Here is an 18,242-nt window from a genome sequence, read left to right on the forward strand (position 1 = left end):
CCCGGCAGAAGTTGCGCAATCCCCGACACCAGCCGAAATCCGAAATCCCCATAGCCATCACCTGTGGCCCGCGGGTTCCTTCCTCGGGGACTTTCGTACGCCTGCCGGCGCCCGAAACTCTTCACGCTTCCTGACCGACAACTTTCGGTCGACAGAATCCCGAAGCGGACACTGATGCAACCTTCATCCACTGGGGAGTGCTGGGCTTCGCCGTCAGATATATTCGCAACCATAGCTCAGTTGAACGGGAAGCCTACAACGCGGTATCAAGCGTGGGCCGGTCGGGAATAGTCAACAACCATCGCTCGCATGAAACCGCGCTGGCTGACACCAGCGTTTGGTTGCGCCGTCTGCCCGCCGGCGGGGCTGTTCGGTAGCCGGTTCGCCGGCTGACCGCCCAGCGGACCGATAGGGGCGTCGTTCTCATCCACAGTACCCGCGAGGCGGCGCTGGCCGGGAGCACCCGGTCCTTTTACGATCCCGAAGTCCAACTCGCCCGTTTTCGAAGACACATGCCAAAGAATGACCCAAGTCCCCACTGTAGCTCACGCAGGCGCTGATCCTCGCGTCGCCGCGATCCGAACGCTCCGCTCCCACTACTTAAGTTGCGGCATCTTCATTCGGATTGCGAGTTTCACTTGTTGTCATTGTGTTTATTTCCGCCTCTTTCGTCTTTTTCCACCAACTCCTCACCCTCGCTAGCTGTCGAGGTCGGGCCGTAGTCGCTAATCACTATTTTGTCTCTGACTACCCCGTATAAGTATGCGGCCAATGCAATAAGCATAACTACGACTATTTCGTCTGGTAACGGAAGTATAAAGAAGAGAGTTGCAGCTATGGCCGGAATTATTACTATCTTAATCAGGGTGGCAGGTGTGAACAATTCGTTTATGTGGGGTCTCTTTGCCATGTGAGTCTCCGCTGCGCTGCCGAACGTTGGATTCGCCATTGGCTAACGTTCGGAAATAGGTTCTGCCCCACCAGCATAGCAGCCGGCAGGTGCGTGGACTCCCAGTCGTGAGTAGCCACGGGCTTCACGCTCGCCCTCAGGCGGCACTTACTGGTCGGACACGCAAGTATGGGATTCGAAGCTAATCCGCTTCACTGTGGATAGCATTAACATGTTTTTATGTAACCGCAACCAATACCTGCATCGATGAAAGGGCAATCACAAGTCTGAGCTGCGGACGCGCGCCTGTGCCAGCGGTAGTGACCTGCCACGGGTAATATCGTCCAGAGACGGTTCTCCCTCATGTGACTTTCGACAGCCTCACTTTGGCACATCGCGATGCCGGGAGCGGAGGCAGTCCACCACATCAGGTCAGTTTTTCTTTGCAGTTGCGGCAGAGGGGGGCGACCAACGAAGCCCTCCTTCGTGAAAGTATAGCGGCGTCTTTCCATGCCTCTGAAGAGGCGATGGATTTTTCGACGTCCTTGGCCAAACTTCTGCATCTGCCGAGCCAGGCGAAGGTGCGTTCTACGACCCATTTGCGCGGCAGAACCTCGAAGCCTTTTGCCTTGTCGGTGCGATTGATGATCTCGACCGTCCAGCGCCCGATCTTCTTCAGTCGCCCCTGTCGCCCGCATAGCCGCCATCTGCAAAGACAAAGACATGCAACAACCATGGCCACCTGTGGCGGATGGATTTCAAGAGATCGGGAGCACCGTCGCGATCCTGGATGTCAGCGCTGCGCACCATGAGGCCGACCATCAGTCCGAGCGTGTCAACGATGATGTGACGCTTGCGGCCTTTGATCTTCTTGCCCGCATCATACCCCCGAATGCCGCCGCTTTCCGTGGTTTTGACGCGCTGGCTATCGATCACTCAGGCTGTAGGGCTCGCCTCTCTGCCCTCCAGTTCTCGCGCTTCCATCACGAGATGATGGTTGATCTTCCCCAATAGCCCGCTCGCTCGCCATGCATAGAAGTAGCTCTGGATCGTCGAGTAGGGCGGAAAATCCTTTGGTAACATTCGCCACTGGCAGCCCGTCGAGGCAATATACAAAAGAGCGTTGACGACCTCACGCAGCAGCGTCCGACGAGGTCGGCCAAGTCTGCGTGGCGGCGGCATGAAGGGCTCAATCGACGACCATTCTCGATCCGTCATGTCACTTGCATAACGCAGCGGCAGTCGCCCATACTGACGAGGATGAAATCAGTCCAGGCCATAAAATCTCCATCGAATCCTAGCAAATCCGAAGGGATCACAACCTGCTGATTTCACTCAACTCTTTTTCGGTCAGGCTCTGAGGCCTGCGAGCAACGGAAGAGAATTGGTAGGCGACTATGCCCGCAGCGCAACTACAGGGAAAGCCGTTCCCGGCAGATCGTTTCCACCAGGCTCTGCAGAACCTTCACCCGGTCAACAAGCCAGGTGAGTTCCTCATTGCTGATCGCATATTGCGACGAGTAACGCGCTTCCACATAGGCGCGTGAAAGCAGCTCAAAACAGCGACGAGAAAACCGGTTGTCGCGTGGCCAGGCGGCAATCAGTCGATTGTCAATCCCTTCGGCCTGGGATCGAAGGACCTTGATGCGATGAGACTTTGGGCTGTAGAGCGTCAGTGTGAGCAGAGCGCAGTGATAAAGACGCTCTGCTGTCTGATGCAGGTTGAAGGCGGCTTCCTTCAAATTACCCCTTTTGAAAAGGAAGCTTGCAGATGCATTGAAAGCGTCCGCGCTCTTTGACCACTCTTCAAAATACCCGCGCGCCTCGGCATACTGTTCTTCCACAGTTAGCGATTTTGGCTGTGAAAAGTGGTAGCCCGGCGCTTCGTAGAGGACGATGCCATCCATGGCGATGTCGACGAAGAAGGGACGTCCGCGGGAAAGCTGGTCGTTGACGTCCTGCAAGGTGTGGACGATCGGGACGACCGGTGTCTCGATGCGGTGGGCGATCTGCTCCTTCAGCAGCTGCTCTTCGATGCCTTCCCAGAGATCGCTCTCATCGGCAAAAGATTTGGTGCTGACCACGATCAAAAGGTCGTAGTCTGAACGATATCCGCTCAAACGATCCTCGACCCAATCGCCACGGGCGTAGGACCCGTAGAGTATCACCTTCAGGATCTTGCCGCCGCCTTTCTTGCCGGACAGCTTGGTCGCCTGGAACTGCTCGACCTCGGCAAACAGGATTTCGATGATGCGGGCCAGTTCGCGGCGCTTTTTGTCCGGCAGATGCTCAATATGATCGGTCAGGGTCAAAGCAGCGTCGAAGCCTTCGGTGTGAATCGCATCCATCGTAGCGTTTCCAGCGTGATTGCGCATCTGAAGCTTTTACGCGAAGGGAGATAGGTCCACAATTAGAGGATTAAGCAGTCCAACTTGGTGGCGCTGTGCTTCATGCGTCCAATGGAGCTGATGTCGAAGGGTTTTTCGTCCCATGAAGGGCGGTGGCAAATCGAAGCGTCTACGCCCCCCAACGCCGCGTCAGGCACACGTCGAACAGGTGTAAGATGGATTTGCGCGTTCCATCACCTGTTCGAAGGGGTGCACGCTGTAGCGAAGAAAGTCGGAAGCACACGCGGAGTTGTTGTGGCCCGTGACTTGTATTGACAAGACGTCCTGCTGTAAGCGGTGAGCCCAACGTAACACCGGGAGGGAACTTTGCTCCACGAGTTGGCCCAACTGACGGCAGAGGTGGTTTCCGCCTACATTTCCAAGAATGTGATTCCGCAGGCAAGTCTTCCCGCTCTGATCAGCGACGTGCATGGCGCATTGCGTAGCCTCGGCGATGCCGCTGCAACGCAAGCTCCCGAAGTGGCTGAAGAACCGTTGAAGCCGGCGGTTCCAATCAAGAAGTCGGTGTCTGCCAGCGAGCTTGTCTGCCTGGACTGCGGCAAGCGCTTCCAATCGCTGAAGCGCCATCTGCGAACGAATCACGGTCTCAGCCCTGATGAATACCGCGCTCGGTGGAGCCTGCCTTCAAGCTATTCGATGGTTGCCCCCAACTACGCCGAAGCCCGATCGACCCTGGCAAAGCAGATGGGCCTCGGGCAAAAAATTTCACGCTCCAGCAAAGAAGCCAAGGCAAAGTGATTTAAACTCGCTGACGGCCATGCAGTAATGGCCGCCTCGTCACGCCAGTTGAGCACCTGTCGTGGTGGGTGCACCGACAAGACGCACATGATGCAATTCAACGGCATCCACGGGTGTGGGCTCCGAAGACACTGGGCGAAGTCGGACATCGGACAATCGCGGCCGCAGATCGCCACGAGCGTTTCAACGGTCGCTCTGCCGCTGACGCGGACTAGCGCGTTCTGCCGCCTGTTCTGAGATTGTCATACATCATCGTCCGTGCAGCCAACCGATCTAAACCGGTCCGCGTCCGAGACAGAACCGATCGGTGCTCCATTGTATCGCCCCGAATGGCGGCAAGCGACATCGGAAGAAGGTCAGGACGATGGCGAGAACAAGCCGACGAACTCCCGATCCTCGAAGTAGCGGATCTTGGAGACGACGGCCGGCGATTGCCCCTGTCGCAGCAGGAGCATCTGGGCACTCGACAGGCGCAGGATCTCATCGGCATTGATAAGGTCACGTGCCGAGATGTGTTCGGAATGCGACGTATCGCCCCTGCTCCAGGAGCGGGTGGTGTAGCTGACGTCCGTCTTGCCGATCGTGCGGGCGATGAGCTCCGCCGTCTCGATGTCATTGACGCCGAAGACCTGAAGCACGGCCGCGTTCGACAGGAAGGTGCCGGCACCCCGGCCATAGGTGGCACGCAGTTGATGAATGTCCTGCAGGATCGGCCAGAGCTGCACGCCATAGCCAGCCATCAAGCCCATCGCCCGTTCGACCGGAGCGAGATGGCCGAGGGCTGCGAACTCGTCCAGGAGATAGAGCACGGGACTGGCTGGCTTTGCCGCCTCACGCGCCATGTCAGTGAGGCTCTGGGTGATCAAAAGGCGCAGCCATCGCGAATAGGTCGACAGCCGGTCGGGTGGGAGGACAAGGAACACCGTGGCGTCGTGCTGTTTCAAATCACCGAAGCGAAACTCCGATCGGGAAAGCACCGCGGTCATGCGTGGGCCATCGAGGAAATGGGTGTGGCGCTGCGCGGCCGACAGCACACCGGCAGCTTCGCGGTCGGCTTTGCCGAGATGGCGATTGGCCGAGCGGGCAATCAGACCATTGGCCGCGTCCATCGCCTGCATGCGCGCCATCAGCGCAAGGAAGCGTTCCGGCGCCAGGGTGAGATATTCGCGCAAGGTTGTAAGGTTTCGGCGGCGCGGGGATTCTGAGGCGATGATCTTGAGGATGAGGCCGGCGATCAGTGCTTTCGCCTCTTCGTTCCAATGCGCCTCGCCCGCCATGTTCGGCTCGTCGACGACGAGCGCGTCGGCCAGCATTGCAGCGTCCTCGGCGACATCAAGTCCATCAGGATCGAGCAATTCAAGCGGATTGTATGAGGAGGATTGTCTGCCGGTGACGTCGAACGGATCGAGAATATGAACCGGTCCGATCTGCTCGCGGGCAGCGCCGGCGACGATGGCGTTTTCACCTTTCGGATCGACGCAGATCACCGAGCGATCGACGGTGAGCAGGTTGGGTATGATCGTGCCGACACCCTTGCCGGTTCTGGTTGGCGCCATCGTCAACAGGTGTGCTGGTCCATCATAGCGCAGCAACTTTTCCGTTCCCGGATCCCGGCCAATCACCAGGCCGACATCCGTAGTGGAGAGCTTCTGCATTTCCTTTGCGTTTGCCCAGCGGGCGGTGCCAAACACAGAGGAGAGCGGCGCATCCGTCATGAACGCCGAGAAGAAGCCTCCCACTCCGAACACGAGCGGCAGATACCTGGCGAGCGCGTGGACGAGCAGGCTGATCTGCCCCTGCTCAAGACCGCCGATCAGATGGATGAGAAAATTGGCAAGGAGCATCAGCGCCGAAACAAGGAAGCCGAGTACGACACTGAACATCGCGAGGAAGGGCGCCGTGACCAACGCCTTGAGAAACGCGGTGCGGTTCATTCTGCCGGCTCGCCGTTCACGTCGGTTTCGGCCGGGCTGAGGATGTCGTCGAACAGGGCCCTGTCGCCATCGCGGACGAGGAAGCCAGGCAGTTCCCTGCTGAGCCACTCCCGCAGGCGACGGGTGAAGTCCGGACTATCGGACTGTTCCAGCCGGTGGAGCACTAATGCACCAAGGAGGATCTTGCGGCGGGTGTCCTGGGCGCGTTCCTGCTTTCCGAGCCGAGCCTTCAGCGCCTTCTTGCGCTCCTCCAGTTCGGCGAGGCGCTGTGTGATCGGTTTGCGTACCAAGAGGCCCTCCCTGTGCGCGCTGTGATAGAGAAATTCCGCCATTGCGCGCTATGGCTGAAAGTAGTTTGCTCCGTCGGTTTGCACACCCCTGAATTGTCACTGGAACGGTGCATCTTGCATGATCCCGAACGGAGGGAGCGAAGCGAGTGAAGTGATAAGGACGCACTTACGAGTTGCATAGCAACTCAGTGCTTGGTATGGTTGTACGCCTTTGGAGAGTGTCGCTTGGCCATCTACCATTGCAGCATGAAGCCGATCGCCCGAAGTGGGGGCCGAAGCGCCGTCGCGGCGATTGCCTATCGCACAGCGACAAAGATGCTGAACGAGCGCGATGGCATCGTGCACGACTTTACGAGGAAACAAGGTGTTGAGCATTCGGAGATCGTTCTTCCCGATGGGATGAATGCGGCGTGGGCACGCGATCGTTCGACGCTCTGGAATGCGGTTGAGCGCGCCGAGACACGCAAGGATGCCCGCGTGGCGCGTGAGTTCGAGATCGCCCTTCCGCATGAGATCAGTGCAAGCGATCGCCTGGTGCTGACGCGTGACTTTGCGCGAGACCTTGCGAACCGTTATGGCACTGTTGTCGACTTCTCCATTCATCAACCACAGGGCGAAAGCGACATCCGCAACGTCCACGCGCATGTGGTGATGACGACCAGGGTTGTGAGCGAGCAGGGGTTCGGCGAGAAGACGCTGATCGAGCGTGAGAACAAATGGCTGCTCAACCACGATCAGCCGACCTCGCACATGCAGCTTCGTGATATTCGGCAGCTCTGGGAGCATCAAGCCAACCGTCATCTGGCAAGGCTTGGATTGGACATTCGCATCGACCATCGCTCGCATCTGGAGCGTGGTCTTGAGATCGAGCCGACGGAGCATATGGGCCCGCACGCTTCGCAGATGGACCGGCGAGGCTTCAGCGTGTCGCGTGCTCGGATTGACGACAAGGCGGCGCGGTTCAACGCCGAATTGATCCGCAGAAAACCTGAAGAAGTGCTTTCGATCATCACGGGCGAGAAGAGCGTCTTTGATCGCCATGACGTGGCGCGCGCGCTGCATCGCTACATCGACGATCCGGACCGGTTCCGAAACGCTTTTGCCGCGGTCATGGCGTCGCCGGCGCTTGTCGAATTGAAGCCTGAAACTGCGACGGAACTGGCGCGATACTCGACGCGCGAGATGGTCGAGATCGAACACGCGATGGCGTCTGGTGCAGACCGGATGCGCCAATCTCATAGCCACCCTGTTCATCGTTCCCATGTCGACCGGGCGCTGGACATTCACGACCAGGCCATTCGCGCGAACGCGTCCTCTTCGCGTTCTGAGAAGGGCAACGGAAGCGGGCAGCGTCCGCTCGATGGCGACGGAAAGACGATGCGCGTGGGCTTGAGCGCCGAGCAGCGCGCGGCCGTGCGCCACATCGCCGGACCCGAGCAGATCGCGACCGTGATTGGCTTTGCCGGCGCCGGTAAATCCGCCATGCTGGCGGCGGCGCGCGAGGCCTGGGTTGCTGCGGGGTATCGCGTGCATGGTGCGGCGCTTGCCGGCAAGGCGGCGGAAGGACTGGAGGAGTCCTCCGGGATTGCGTCGCGCACCTTGGCCTCCTGGCAATACGGCTGGCAGAACGAGAGGGGGCTGCTCGGAAAGGGAGACATCCTCGTCATCGATGAGGCGGGCATGATCGCAAGCCGCCAGCTTGCGCAATTCGTGAACGAGGCCGAAGCAAGGGGGGCCAAGCTTGTTCTCGTCGGCGATCACGAGCAGCTGCAGGCGATCGGCGCGGGGTCTCCTTTCCGCGCAATTGCGGAACGGGTCGGTGCTGTCGAACTCTCCGAAATCCGCCGTCAGAGAGAAGCCTGGCAGAGGGAGGCTTCGATCGCCTTTGCCACGCATCGCACGGGAGAGGGCCTGTCGATCTATGCCGAGCGTGGCGCGGTCCGGTATCTCGACAATCGCCTCGACGCTCGAGCGGCTTTGGTCAGCGACTATCTCTCAGACAAAGAAGTCCACCCTTCCGGCTCACGCATCGCACTGGCCCATCGCCGCGTCGATGTCCGTGCGATCAATACCGACATCCGGTTGGGTCTTCAGGAGCGTCGCCAACTGGCGCGGGGTGACGAGGAGGATGCGGCACTTGGGCGTGAACGCGTTTACCGCACCAACGATGGCGAGCGGTCCTTTGCCCGCGGTGACCGCATCGTGCTTCTCGAAAACAACCGGGATCTCGGCGTGAAGAACGGCATGCTTGGCACCGTTGAGGCCGTCGAGCCGGACGCACTACAGATACGTCTCGACGGCGGTGCGGGCGCAGCTAAAAGCACCCGCTCAATCTCCATACCGGTCAACAGTTACCAATCCTTTGACCATGGCTACGCGACGACCATCCACAAGTCGCAAGGGGCAACGGTCGATCGAGCCTTTGTCATGGCATCGACCACCATGGACCGGCATCTTGCCTATGTCGCAATGACCCGCCATCGCGAGCATGTGCGGCTCTATGCCGGCCAGGACGAGCTCAAAGACATCGCGGCGCTGAGCGCCAGCATGGGGCGATCGGGGGCGAAGGAAACGACGCTCGACTACACCGGCACCTTTGCCACACGCCGGGGACTTGCTGAAGGGTTCGGCATCCGAAGCGAGATTGCCTTCGCTGCCGCGCCCGACGCGGCCAGGTCAAGTGCTGTCTATGAACGGCAAGGTGGATCTGAGGCGGGCGAGGGACCGAGGGAAAAGGTCGAGCCGCTCATTCCGGCTATCACGAACTATGCACGCAGCATCGAGGATATCGCGCGCGAAAAAGCAAAGTCGGACTTCGACCAAGCGATGGAAGCGGTGCGGTCGGTGGGCCGAGAGGTCTATGTCGACCCGAAAAGTGCTGCGGTCAGAATCGGATCGGCGATCGTCGAGACGGAAGCAGGCGGGCAGACACTTGCGAACTCCGTTGCCGAGCATCCGGAACGGTTCGGAGCGCTGCGCGGCAAGGCAGGGCTGTTTGGCGACAACAGGGACCGCAAAGCGGCGCGTCACTTCGCCAAAGCACTCGGTCATCACATCGCTTCGGCGGCCAAGACCTGGACGTGGCGGCTTGAGGCGGAACGTCAGTCTGAAGTCTGGCAGCGCGACCATAGAGACCTGGTCGAAGTTCCCGGTCTCACCAAGCGCTGTGAAGACATCCTCAAGCAGTTCGACGCGTTGCCGCAGGCTGAAAAGCCGAAGTTCCTTGCGGAGCTCTCGGGCACGTCGGACGGGCGGCAGGTGCTTGAGGAGACGAAGACCATCGCCCATGCCCTTCAGCAGCGCTTCGGCAGTTCGGACCCGCGTGAGTTCAGGAAAGAGCTCGATCGGCTGGGATTGAAGGATGGCGCAAGAATCGAGCGCATCAAGGAGGTAGCGCGTCTCGTCGATCGAGCTCAGAAGGAGGAGCTCAGCCGCAGGTACGAGCTGACACGAGGATTGAAGAAGGGGCTGGGCTTGAGCATGTGAGCCATGCCCAGATTGGCGTGGTGCTGAAGAACCAGAGGAAGACGGTCGGCGGCCACTCTTCAATGGCGGCCTTGCTAACCACTTTGCCTTGTGCCAGAGCCGATCGGGTCTCAGCGTGGTCGGGGGCTGCCATCGGATAGTCCGCTGACAGTCTCACCGTGCTCGGTAGTCGTCAGGCGTGAGGCCGTGATTGCAAAAGGCGCTTCAGCGAGCCGAAGCCTTTGCCGCAGTCCAGGCAGACCAGCTCGCTGGTAGATACCGACATCCAGATAGGAACCGCTGGCTTCAACGGCTCTTGAACCGTTTCGGGAGCTGGCGTCTCAGGTCATCTATCGACTGGAACGCGTTATGCACTTGCTCTGTCGCTGAGTATTTCCATGTAGGCACGATAGACGAAGACCCGTCCACGACGTCGACCTGTTGCTTCTTCAACGATCCCGAGTTTCTGGAGTTGGTCTAGAGCTGCGTTAACGGTCGGCATGGTCAGCCCGCTCCGCTTCACTGCCGTACTGGCGGTCAGATAAGGGCTCGTGCGCATGACTTCGTGGATCTGGAGGACCGATCCCGTACGTTCAGACCGTCTAACGATGCGTTCGCGGTCGTTGTCGAAAAGTCGTGCAATTTGATTGGCAGTCTCGAAGGCTTGTTCCGCTGTGTCAGCGATCCCATCGAGAAAGAACTCGAGCCAAGCTTCCCAGGTGCCGTATTCGCGAACTTCCTGCAGCAGGCGATAATAATCGGTCCTGCGCGACTTAAAATAGAGGCTGAGGTAAAGCAGGGGTTGTCGGAGTACGCCCGTGGCGCAAAGAAATAGAGTGATCAGAAGCCGACCGAGACGGCCGTTGCCGTCCAGGAAAGGATGGATCGTTTCAAATTGAACGTGAATGAGCCCCGCCTTGATCAGAGGTGGAATGTCGGGCGTATCCAGATGAACGAACCTTTCCAATTCTCCAAGGCAACTCATGACTTCATTGGGAGGAGGGGGCACGAACATTGCGTTTCCCGGCCGAGTTCCGCCGATCCAATTCTGGGTCGTGCGGAATTCACCAGGGCTCTTCGTCCCACCGCGGCCGCTGTCCAACAACCGCTGATGCATTTCTCGAATAAGACGCAGAGATAGCGGTAGCTGCTCCAGACGCTCGAGACCGAACATCATGGCGTCGACGTAATTGGAGACTTCGCGAATATCGTCGACGGGCTCGCCACCGATCGCCTCCGTTTCAAAGCGAAGTAGGTCGGAAAGCGTCGATTGGGTGCCCTCGATTTGGGACGAAAGGACCGCCTCCTTGCGTACGTACATGTAGAGGAACAGTTCCTTGTTGGGCAACAACACCGAAACACCGTCAAGCCGTCCGAGCGCGCGCTCGGCCGCGCTGAGACGTGTAAGCAGGCCGGCGATCGCGATTGGCGGAACCGGGGGAAGGGGAGGCGGCACAAACGCTTTGACCCGTTCACCACCGACTGCCGTTTCCACGAAGCGGCCCAGTCGCCCGTTGGTGTTGGGATCGTTGCTATCCATAGCCTTCCGGGATCAATTGATGTGCTGACGTTAAATAGCACCTCGCCTTAATAAACAAAACAACATTTTCGTTAATTAATCGCTCGCTTAAATCACAATGGGCAAGCAGGTCTGCCCGTCAATCCTAAGCGGGAGGGTTGCAGCAGCTTGATAAAGTCGGCGTGCTTCGTCCAGAAACGGAGCGATAGAATTCAAAGTGCATCACCGTTCGATAGCATGTCTCGCCTCGGGCGCGAAGTCCTTATTTTCATGTGGGCGCGGGGCGGCAAGCGCCAGAAGATGGGGCTGGGGCCGTATCCTCAGATCGAGGAAGCCGACACCGGCACCGGCCACCTGCTGTTCACTGTGGCGCCCGCTTAGAGGCGCTTTGCATGGCGTCCGCGTCAGCTCAAAGTCGATATCATGCCTTGGGATGAGGTGGACTTTTCATGCGTGCTCGACGCGTTAACCAAGCGTGGTCTCATCGTGAAATATGCGTCGGGTGGGCGGGAGTTTGGGCGCATCCGCACCGGCCGCGTTGCACCATCGATCGACACCGGCACCGACCGCATTCTGTTCACTGTGGCGCTCGGGCACATGACGCCTGCACCATCTGCACCGCACGCCTGCGGGATCAAGCTCGCCCTGTTGGGCATCCATCCGACCGCCCTTACTTCTGCCGTCGATGGCCCGGTTGCGCGGCAGGGCGCCATGCGGCAAGCGTTGCCGGGCGGCCGTTCCCCACGGCTATTGGAAGACGACCACGTTCACCGCTGGCGGCCTACTATCCGGCATGGCAGCGCCGATGCTGCTTGACGGCCCGACGAACGGTTCGGCGTTCCTCTATGCCTTTGCTGCGCCGGCATGATCACCCACGATGCTGTCGGCCGCCGACGGCCAGATGAGCGACCGCGCTCGAGCTTATTCGTGAACGGGCAGGCATCCTTGCCGTCGTGACAGATTAGCTTGGTCGGTCCACCCTTCCGAGTAATCCCGAAACGCTCAGGGCGATGAGACGCGGAGAATCCAGTTCTTGGCATCGTTATGGAGATCGCACTTTTCGATCCCGATCGCGATCTTTGCCAAGAATGAATTGCCGATGTTTGAGTTTCATCGACTGACGGCGATGAATGGCGTCCCAACATGCCGGCGGATTGTAACAACTTTTACTATGTCCAGCGCACACTGGGCAATCTGATCGGCCTAGGGCACCCTTTACTGTTTATCGCCGAACAAGCGGTATCAAGGATTATAACGCTATCGGCCATGCACTCAATCAACTCCACATCATGAGAGAATAGTACAACGGACATTCCCCGTTCAGACCTTGCACTCATCATGGCGCTTACCACCTCACTCCGCGATTGCGCATCAAGTGCCGAGGTCGGCTCGTCGGCGACGAGCAGTTGCGGTCGCTGCATCAGGGCGAGCGCAAGGGCGACGCGCTGCGCCTCGCCCCCTGAAAGGCTGCGGATGCGGCGGGATAGGAAATCTGCGCCGTGGCCCAAACCCACTATATCCAACGACTCCTCCACACGGCGCTTCACTTCGGAGGCATGCGGTGGTGCCCGGTTGGCGCTTCTGGCGTCTAGATGGACTGCCTCGGCCACTACATTGAAAACGGTGAAGTGGGCGGCGAGCGACCGCGCCGGATGCTGGGAGAGATAGCCGACAGGCCGAGGTCCGGAATCCTCCCGCCGATGCCGGATCTCGCCCTGCTGCAATGGTTCGAGACCGATAAGAAGCCGTGCGAGAGTCGATTTGCCCGCGCCGCTTTCGCCACGGATGGCCAGACAAATCTCGGCCGGAACTGAAAAGCTTAGGTTGTGGAGCACGCATCGCGGCCCGTAGCGGTGACCTAGCCCTGAGACCTCTAGCACCAGGCTGTCGCTGATGGACCGGGGCCGAGCCCACGGTGGGCGAGTGGAGGCTGCTTCCGGCCGCAGGAGCGCGCGGGTAACGGCATGCCGTGGCGCGTTCAGCACGGTGCCGATCAGGCCCTGTTCGACAATCCGTCCCCGATCGAGAACGGCGATGACCTGCCACTGAGAATTTCCTCCACAATTGATTAGAGTCCTTCCCATTGAGGACGGACGAATGAAGAAGCAGAGATTTACGGAAGAGCAGATTATCGGTGTTTTGCGAGAGCAGGAGGCGGGTGCGAAGGCGGCCGACCTATGCCGCAAGCACGGGATTTCCGAGGCGACGTTTTACAACTGGAAGGCCAAATACGGTGGCATGGAGGTCTCCGAGGCTAAGCGACTGAAGGCACTAGAGGACGAGAACGCCAAGCTGAAGAAGCTGCTGGCCGAGCAGATGCTGGATGTGGCCGCACTTCGCGAGCTTCTATCAAAAAAATGGTAGGGCCTGCCGTCAAGCGTGACGCCGTCGCGCATCTGAAGGCCATGATGGGCCTCTCGGAGCGTCGGGCCTGCCAGATCATTTCCGCCGACCGCAAGATGATCCGTTATCAGTCCTGCCGACCGCCGGAGGTCGAGCTGAGATCGAGGTTGCGCGATCTAGCCAATGAACGGCGGCGTTTCGGATATCGACGGCTGTTCATCCTGCTCAGGCGGGAGGGAGAGCCATCCGGTGTCAATCGTATCTACCGGCTCTATCGCGAGGAAGGACTATCCGTTCGCAAACGAAAGGCCCGGCGACGTGCCGTCGGCACACGCGCCCCGATCCTGGTCGAGGCGAAGGCAAATGCCCGCTGGTCGCTGGATTTCGTCCACGATCAGTTTGCCTGCGGCAGGCGGTTCCGCGTGCTCAACATCGTCGATGACGTCACGCGCGAATGCCTGGCGGCGATCCCGGACACCTCGATCTCTGGCCGTCGTGTTGCTCGCGAACTGACGATGCTGGTCGAACGGCGCGGCAAGCTCGGCATGATCGTCTCCGACAATGGGACCGAACTCACCTCGAATGCCATCCTCGCCTGGTCGAAGGATCACAAGGTCGAGTGGCACTACATCGCGCCAGGAAGACCGATGCAGAACGGCTATGTCGAGAGTTTCAACGGGCGCATGCGCGACGAGCTGCCCAACGAGAGCCTGTTCTTCGGCCTCGACCATGCCCGCAGAGCCATTGCCGAATGGGCTGAGGATTACAACAATTTCCGGCCGCACTCGTCGCTCGGATATCAGACCCCGGCAAACTATGCCGGAACAATCGCCGCAACCGGCTCCAACGCTGCGCAAGATGAAAGCTACGCGTTTCCGCCGGTTGCTCCCGCCGCGCCATTTGGCGTATCAAAAACCGCCGAGGCTCTAATCGCAGCCGGATGAAAGTTCAGTGGCAGGTCAAGCCCAGCCTCCCGCGCCCGGCCGATGAGACGGTAGGGAATGTCGGTCATGATGTCGACTGTGCCTGCGCGAATGGCTTCGATCGCAGCCTCGGGCGACATCTTCACAACGAGGATCTCGGAGAACCGCGGCGCGCGCCGGTAGTAATCTTCGACTTCCACTAAGGTATACCGCCCCTGCGCGCGGTCATGGGAGATCAGTCGGAATGGCCCGCTGCCGGTCAGCGCGGCGGTGTCGGTGAAGCGCCAGGGGTCTTCCTGGCCCTCATAGACGTGCCTCGGAAGGATCGGCAACCCCATCAGCACTGTCGCCTCGAAACCGGCGTCGAGCCAGTTCAGCGTGATGCGGATACGATCGTCATCGATAATCTCGGTTCCAGCGACGTTGGCCAGGGAGACGAAGACATGCGGATTGCTCCGCATATAGTCGAAGGTGAAGGCCACATCCGCCGATGTGACATCCACGCCGTCATGCCAGCGGGCGGCCTCGTCGAGCGTCAAATCGAAGCTCAACCCGTCGGCCGAGCGGATCCATTTACGCGCCAGTTCCGGCGCCGGACCACCGCTCGCGTCCTGCCCTAGGAGATTGTCGAATACCCAAGAGGTCAGGATGTAGGCCATTCCGCCACGGCCCCGGCCGAAGCCGGGCCCATAGAGCTGGAGCAGATCAGAAGCTGCGCTGGAAGCGGATTTTTCCACCCCAATCGTTGGCCTCAGCACCAGCCACGTCGGAGTAGTCGGAGACGTAGGAAACTTCCGACCGGACGACAAAGCCCGGGGCCACCGTGTAGGTCAGGCCTACAGAGCTTTCCATCTGCCCGGCGTCGGTGAAGTTCTTGCCTTCATCCATGAAGTTGAGTTCGCCGTAGAGAGCAAGCTTCTCCGTGGCCTGGTACTGCGCGCCGAGCCAGACTGCCCAATCACCATACCACTTGGCATAGTCGTTGGTCTGGTCACCATCGGTGTTCCAGCCAGCCATGACGAACGCCTTGAAGGCGCCGAACGTGGCGTTGATACGACCCTTGATGGCGCCTTGCTCGACGTCGGCATCATAACCGCCAACCAAGAAGCCTTGGAACCAGCCAGCTGAATAGCTGAGACCGCCAACCACGTTCGGAACGTAGGTGTCATCGCCAATGACGGACGGGGTCTGGTCGTCGCTGCCGTCTTCGACAGCGGCCGTGAACGAAAAGCCAGCCTTCGTATCGCCGTAGGTGTAACGGACTTGTGTGCGAGCCACATCGCCGTAGTTGACGAGGATGTAGTCGCTCATGGCATAACCGCCGCCGATGTAGCCGCCAGCGAACAGCGAGTCGGTGTAACCGATCAGGAAGCCGGCGAACTCGATATAGCCGTGCGCCAGGCTTTCGTTGGAATCGGTGTTGTTGTTACGGTCGAAGTTGACTTCGGCGTAGGTCTTCAGTGCGCCGTATTCGGTGTCGGTCGCCGTCGAAACGCGGAAGTTGAAGCGCGAACGCGTACCCCAGGAATCGCCGCCGCCGGTGTCGCCGGCTGCTGCATCGGCAGCGGAACCAGCGAAGGTGTCCTGACCGAGAACATCGCCTGCATTGAAGTCAACGCGGATGTAGCCACCGATTTTGAGGCAGGTTTCCGTGCCCGGGATATAGAAGTAGCCGCTGCCGAATGCATCGCAGATGCGAACGTATTCCATCGGCTCCGGCTCGGCCGCGACGATTGCGTCGGCGGCGTGTGCGCCCGAGGCGGCGACAAGTGCAGCAGCGGAGCCGAGAAGTAGGGTTTTGATGTTCATCTGGTTGATCTCTCCTGTGGTTTAGGTAAATGCCCGGCGCAGATAGTTCTGATCTCAGCGGCCACTTCATTCACGCTGCCGCCAAACAGTACGTCCCAGATCGCCAGCGACTGGAGAGATATCATTGATCATGAATAGGCTTACAATAAGAAATCAGCAATGATTTTTCAATCATCACAAACATTTGCCGTTGTGTGTCAGGTACACAACTAAAATATTGTCGTATTTTGTATATTTGAAAATCCTATTACATTTAACTCGTATTGCTTATTACCATGGCTACACGGCAACAATATGCATCCTGCATCGAATTATTGACACCCAAGGCCGGAATGGTAAAATCTTTACTGCCCGGAGAGAAGGCGGGCATTTGGCGTAGCGTCGCCAGACTTCCAGCTGGCGACGCAATTTTCCATTTCAGGTTTAGGCCCAGTTCGATGCGCTCTCCATACAGCTGGCGACGCTACTTTAATCCTCTTCGCTTTCGCGTGAACCAGGAGTTCATTTGCAATGTACAAGCGTGGCGCTGGTCAGGCGTTCCGCCGGACGTCGCAGAAAAGCGTCTTCTCCAGAGGGAGAATGGCTGTCGCGGCATCAAAATTATTCAGTTTGGCCCTCGTTGATGGCAAACCGAAGGGCGGAAGAAGGGCTGAGGCCGTAAGCCGCCTTATACAGAACCGAGAACCTGCTAGGATTGGAGAACTGCAAGCTCAGAGCCAGGTCCGTGATGCTTGCCGTTCGGCCCTCCTTGATCGCACCGTGAGCGGCAGCGAGTCTATAGTTGCAGAGTACTCCCATCGGCGATCCTCCCCTGTATGTGCGAAACAGCCTTTGAAGCACCCTCGGCGTACTATCGGCTGCACCGGCGAGGTCCTCAAGGGATACTGGATTGGTCAAGTTCTCGCGCATGAATGCCTCTGCTTTGAGGAGTTGCCTGGGGGCTTCAACACTGTTTTTCTGACAAAACGCCTCCGCTAAATTGTGGGGCATCGTCGAAAACAGCTTCACGAGTGCGAGTTGCTGGTACGCCTTTGCCAACATGGGCCTTGCGGCTTGCGAGGTGAGTTCAAGATCCCGTTCTGCCTGCCGCAGAGTCTGAAATACCCCCGGAGACTTGTCGTCAGAAAAATGTGTGGGCGGCAGCACAAACTCTTGTACATATGGTCTGGCGGTCAGGTCCTCGAAGCCTCGCCGCAGGGCGTGCTCTGGAATATGCAAGGCAACCCATGAGCTCTGAGACTCGATCGCCAATCGGTTGCCGATGCGGTCGCGTATGCTCGCGACATGATTTGGAACTATGCAAAGCGGCTTGCGTGTCCGTCGGTCGGTTATTTCAATTTTCCCACGCAGAACAAAATAGAAGCTGATGAGGGCTGTGTCGCGCCTAGCAACGGCGTGTAGACCGACGGAATGTTCAAAGGCAGTAAGCCATGCGGACTGAAGTTCTTGCCGACGGTAGGCTAGCGTGAATTCGGCAGGAGCTTCGCGTGTTAATGTCCACCGCCAGTTCGGCTCTGCAGATCCAAGATTGGCGAGGATCGCCTCACGCGAATGAGCCTCGAATTTCCCTGTGCCTGAGGGACCAACTGAATGGGCCGCGCCGTAAAGTGAGGTGCTCCAGGCAAGGACTAAATAATCCGAGATAGCCGACCAACTGCCGTGGTCCATAAGGTCGGTCAGTGCCACGTCCCAAATCAGCCCCGATAGCAGTGCCGAAGCACCAGATTGAACTGAGTGGAGAGGTAAAGTTGACGCAACAATCAGTCCCAGCACAAGCAGGAATAGGATTGTTCGGCCAGTATGCCATGGAACTGCACCATCGGTCGTCACAGCTGAAGCGCCACAATGGACATCAATCTCCATCCGCCATTATCCTTTAGAGCTACTTTGTGGATGGCGCTGCGACCCAAACTGGTAGCTTCGA

12 protein-coding genes and 3 pseudogenes are annotated in these 18,242 nt (G+C 58.9%); 4 read left to right on the forward strand and 11 right to left on the reverse strand.

Annotated features, from left to right (window positions below):
• Positions 1–634: 634 nt before the first annotated feature.
• From ACXAGF_RS23415 to ACXAGF_RS23425, 3 genes and pseudogenes are all read right to left on the reverse strand, one after another.
• Positions 635–910: a hypothetical protein gene (locus tag ACXAGF_RS23415; protein ID WP_475019946.1), complete on the reverse strand. Its 276-nt coding sequence runs from the start codon at positions 908–910 to the stop codon at positions 635–637.
• A gap of 406 nt (positions 911–1,316) precedes the next feature.
• Positions 1,317–2,169 (reverse strand): annotated as a pseudogene (locus ACXAGF_RS23420) (IS5 family transposase).
• Positions 2,170–2,301: 132 nt separating this feature from the next.
• A complete protein-coding gene (locus tag ACXAGF_RS23425; protein ID WP_475019947.1) occupies positions 2,302–3,237 on the reverse strand; it encodes a HEPN domain-containing protein in 936 nt (311 codons plus the stop codon).
• A gap of 366 nt (positions 3,238–3,603) precedes the next feature.
• Between ACXAGF_RS23425 and ACXAGF_RS23430 the strand changes: the two genes are divergently transcribed.
• Positions 3,604–4,035, forward strand: a complete 432-nt coding sequence (locus ACXAGF_RS23430; protein WP_475019948.1) for a Ros/MucR family transcriptional regulator — start codon at positions 3,604–3,606, stop codon at positions 4,033–4,035.
• Positions 4,036–4,391: 356 nt separating this feature from the next.
• On the opposite strand, the gene ACXAGF_RS23435 is transcribed toward ACXAGF_RS23430, so the two are convergent.
• Both ACXAGF_RS23435 and ACXAGF_RS23440 read right to left on the reverse strand, forming a co-directional pair.
• Positions 4,392–5,969 (reverse strand): type IV secretory system conjugative DNA transfer family protein, encoded by a 1,578-nt coding sequence (locus ACXAGF_RS23435; RefSeq protein WP_475020006.1) that lies wholly within the window; start codon positions 5,967–5,969, stop codon positions 4,392–4,394.
• Complete coding sequence (locus ACXAGF_RS23440; RefSeq protein ID WP_475019949.1) at positions 5,966–6,259, reverse strand: mobilization protein; 294 nt, start codon at positions 6,257–6,259, stop codon at positions 5,966–5,968. The genes ACXAGF_RS23435 and ACXAGF_RS23440 overlap by 4 nt, the downstream gene beginning before the upstream one ends.
• A 225-nt stretch (positions 6,260–6,484) precedes the next feature.
• On the opposite strand from ACXAGF_RS23440, the gene traA reads away from it, so the two are divergent.
• A complete protein-coding gene (gene traA / locus ACXAGF_RS23445) occupies positions 6,485–9,745 on the forward strand; it encodes a Ti-type conjugative transfer relaxase TraA (RefSeq protein WP_475019950.1) in 3,261 nt (1,086 codons plus the stop codon).
• 172 nt (positions 9,746–9,917) lie between these two features.
• Here the strand turns inward: traA and ACXAGF_RS23450 are convergent.
• Positions 9,918–10,043 (reverse strand): annotated as a pseudogene (locus ACXAGF_RS23450) (MucR family transcriptional regulator); the annotation flags it as partial.
• 48 nt (positions 10,044–10,091) lie between these two features.
• The gene (locus ACXAGF_RS23455; RefSeq protein WP_475019951.1) at positions 10,092–11,264 is read right to left on the reverse strand and encodes a Fic family protein; all 1,173 of its coding nucleotides are present in this window, start codon (positions 11,262–11,264) and stop codon (positions 10,092–10,094) included.
• Between the two features lie 661 nt (positions 11,265–11,925).
• Here ACXAGF_RS23455 and ACXAGF_RS23460 point away from each other — a divergent pair.
• A pseudogene (locus tag ACXAGF_RS23460) lies at positions 11,926–12,084 on the forward strand (IS630 family transposase); the annotation flags it as partial.
• Positions 12,085–12,412: 328 nt separating this feature from the next.
• On the opposite strand, the gene ACXAGF_RS23465 reads toward ACXAGF_RS23460, so the two are convergent.
• Positions 12,413–13,327 carry an ATP-binding cassette domain-containing protein gene (locus tag ACXAGF_RS23465; RefSeq protein ID WP_475019952.1) on the reverse strand — a complete coding sequence of 305 codons (915 nt, stop codon included), beginning with the start codon at positions 13,325–13,327 and terminating at the stop codon, positions 12,413–12,415.
• Between the two features lie 13 nt (positions 13,328–13,340).
• Between ACXAGF_RS23465 and ACXAGF_RS23470 the strand changes: the two genes are divergently transcribed.
• Positions 13,341–14,530, forward strand: a protein-coding gene (locus tag ACXAGF_RS23470) for an IS3 family transposase (RefSeq protein WP_475019953.1) whose coding sequence is annotated in 2 segments (ribosomal slippage) — positions 13,341–13,593 and positions 13,593–14,530 — 1,191 coding nt in all. Because the reading frame shifts where the segments join, the coding sequence is not laid out codon by codon here.
• Here ACXAGF_RS23470 and ACXAGF_RS23475 read toward each other — a convergent pair.
• The 3 genes from ACXAGF_RS23475 to ACXAGF_RS23485 all read right to left on the reverse strand — a co-directional run bounded on the left by ACXAGF_RS23475 (position 14,452) and on the right by ACXAGF_RS23485 (position 18,181).
• Positions 14,452–15,168, reverse strand: a complete 717-nt coding sequence (locus ACXAGF_RS23475; protein ID WP_475019954.1) for an ABC transporter substrate-binding protein — start codon at positions 15,166–15,168, stop codon at positions 14,452–14,454. The genes ACXAGF_RS23470 and ACXAGF_RS23475 overlap by 79 nt on opposite strands.
• 46 nt (positions 15,169–15,214) lie before the next feature.
• Complete coding sequence (locus ACXAGF_RS23480; protein ID WP_475019955.1) at positions 15,215–16,318, reverse strand: porin; 1,104 nt, start codon at positions 16,316–16,318, stop codon at positions 15,215–15,217.
• A 600-nt stretch (positions 16,319–16,918) separates the two neighbouring features.
• Positions 16,919–18,181 (reverse strand): helix-turn-helix transcriptional regulator, encoded by a 1,263-nt coding sequence (locus ACXAGF_RS23485; RefSeq protein ID WP_475019956.1) that lies wholly within the window; start codon positions 18,179–18,181, stop codon positions 16,919–16,921.
• Positions 18,182–18,242 lie beyond the last annotated feature (61 nt).

It is taken from the genome of Mycoplana sp. ABR4_002 (genome assembly GCF_056159645.1).

Excerpts from the sequence above, each read along its gene's own strand:
- ACXAGF_RS23415 (WP_475019946.1), bottom strand. The coding sequence starts at position 910 with ATGGCAAAGAGACCCCACATAAACGAATTGTTCACACCTGCCACCCTG.
- ACXAGF_RS23425 (WP_475019947.1), bottom strand. The coding sequence starts at position 3,237 with ATGGATGCGATTCACACCGAAGGCTTCGACGCTGCTTTGACCCTGACC.
- ACXAGF_RS23435 (WP_475020006.1), bottom strand. The coding sequence starts at position 5,969 with ATGAACCGCACCGCGTTTCTCAAGGCGTTGGTCACGGCGCCCTTCCTC.
- ACXAGF_RS23455 (WP_475019951.1), bottom strand. The coding sequence starts at position 11,264 with ATGGATAGCAACGATCCCAACACCAACGGGCGACTGGGCCGCTTCGTG.
- ACXAGF_RS23465 (WP_475019952.1), bottom strand. The coding sequence starts at position 13,327 with ATGGGAAGGACTCTAATCAATTGTGGAGGAAATTCTCAGTGGCAGGTC.
- ACXAGF_RS23475 (WP_475019954.1), bottom strand. The coding sequence starts at position 15,168 with ATGGCCTACATCCTGACCTCTTGGGTATTCGACAATCTCCTAGGGCAG.
- ACXAGF_RS23480 (WP_475019955.1), bottom strand. The coding sequence starts at position 16,318 with ATGAACATCAAAACCCTACTTCTCGGCTCCGCTGCTGCACTTGTCGCC.
- ACXAGF_RS23485 (WP_475019956.1), bottom strand. The coding sequence starts at position 18,181 with ATGGAGATTGATGTCCATTGTGGCGCTTCAGCTGTGACGACCGATGGT.